The organism is Bacillus sp. FG16 (assembly GCF_057809515.1).
Map to the genome: position 1 here is coordinate 1 of NZ_JBMDKC010000233.1, position 1,651 is coordinate 1,651.

The 1,651-nt window shown below is 35.3% G+C and carries 1 protein-coding gene; it reads right to left on the reverse strand.

Annotated elements, in window-relative coordinates; all coding sequences use genetic code 11:
- Nucleotides 1-128: 128 nt before the first annotated feature.
- The gene (locus ACODS7_RS31850; protein WP_243169452.1) at nucleotides 129-1,559 is read right to left on the reverse strand and encodes an IS4 family transposase; all 1,431 of its coding nucleotides are present in this window, start codon (nucleotides 1,557-1,559) and stop codon (nucleotides 129-131) included.
- Nucleotides 1,560-1,651 lie beyond the last annotated feature (92 nt).

A 1,651-nucleotide genomic window follows, 5' to 3' on the forward strand; every position in this document is an offset into this window, starting at 1 on the left:
ACATCGCCATCAAGCTAAGCTCATACAACGTCAATTATAGTAAAGGTTTTTTCTTTTTTTAAAGGCTACGTGTAATACATTTAAAGATTTGCATACGAAATAAACCCTAACGGGTTTCATTTTTTAAATTAGGCTGCTTGATTATCAGACATGGTACAATTATAAACGACACCTAATATATCAAAGACTGTTTTTTTCTCGTATCGATGGGATTTTCGCCCGTTTTGCTGTAGGAGGTTGAACAGGCGAATGAGAATCTTTGATAGGTCTTGGGTGTCTTTCTGTAGGGATTGATAAATAAGAAGAAAATAATCTTTAATCATATATACCGCCTTATATTCACTCAGTTCTCGTTTCTTTTTCATAAAAAGTAATTGCCGCATTTGAAACATAATGGAAGAACAAAGTAAAATGGCAATGAGTTGTCCATACAAATGGCATTCTAATCGTTCTCGTTTTATTTTTTTACAATGCTGAATATGAAAGAATGATTTCCATGTTTTAAATATAATCTCAATCTGCCAGCGTAAAGAATACCAATCGTGTACTTGTCCCATCGGGACAATATCCATAGGGGTATTTGTCATATATACATTAATACCGCTCAATCGCTTACTACGATCAGAGTATTTTGCGCCCTTCTTTTTTTCCCTAACAGCTTGATCGTGTAATCGTTTCTGCTGTTGTTCTCTTGTTAATCGATGAACAATGACACGAGTTGGAACCTTATCAGCCATCCCCACATAAGCGTTAGATATTTCGTATGTTTGTCCTGGTTCAAGAGATTCCATTAAACCCTCCATATCGATTTGAATATACTCTGTCCCTTTTTTAATTCTCCCATCTTGAAAGTAATCAGGAGTAGGATTTTTCTGATAAATACGTGTATTTGATTTAATTCGAGAGATATAGTACGCCTTTTTATCGTGTATATGTTGTAGGTCCTTCAAATGAAAATAGCCTAAGTCTCGAATACATAAGTCATTTGCTGTCACTGTCGGAGCACATAAAGAACCATAGGTTCGATCATGTTGTTTTCCTGGACCTGTATGAATATGTAGGAATTGCCCACTTAATAGATCATATTCAAGTTGAATCTTTACTCCGGCTGTATGACTGCACCCTCCTGCACCTGGATAAATATTTGAAAAGGAATCGGGTAGTTGAAATGCGGTTGAATCTAAGATACGGATACGCTTAAAAATAGAAGTATAAGGAGAAGAAATCGGCATAGCTGAAACTAATTTTTGATTTAGTAGTTCAGCTAATAGATGTTGTAAAAATTCAACAGCCGCTGGATTAAATCGTTGATTCAATCCCTCAGGACTGATAAGTACTTCTGTTGATGCCTCTAAGCAACTGGATAGTTGAGTTAAAGAAGTGGTCGCGACCTTTTGACTCATCCATACACATAAAGCCACTAAATCTTGTGCTTGATATTTACTAATCCGCTTTACAAAACCTACATTTTTTGCAATAGACCGTAAGGTATTTTGAGATAGAACACTTTGAATCTCTTGAGCAAATAATTGTAATTCATCAGATACAGAAATAGACATAGAAAAACACCATCCTTTCCTATGATTCTACAGAAAGAATAGTGTATTTTTCGTTTTAGGGGGAATTTTATTTTGTTAGCTTGATGGCGATG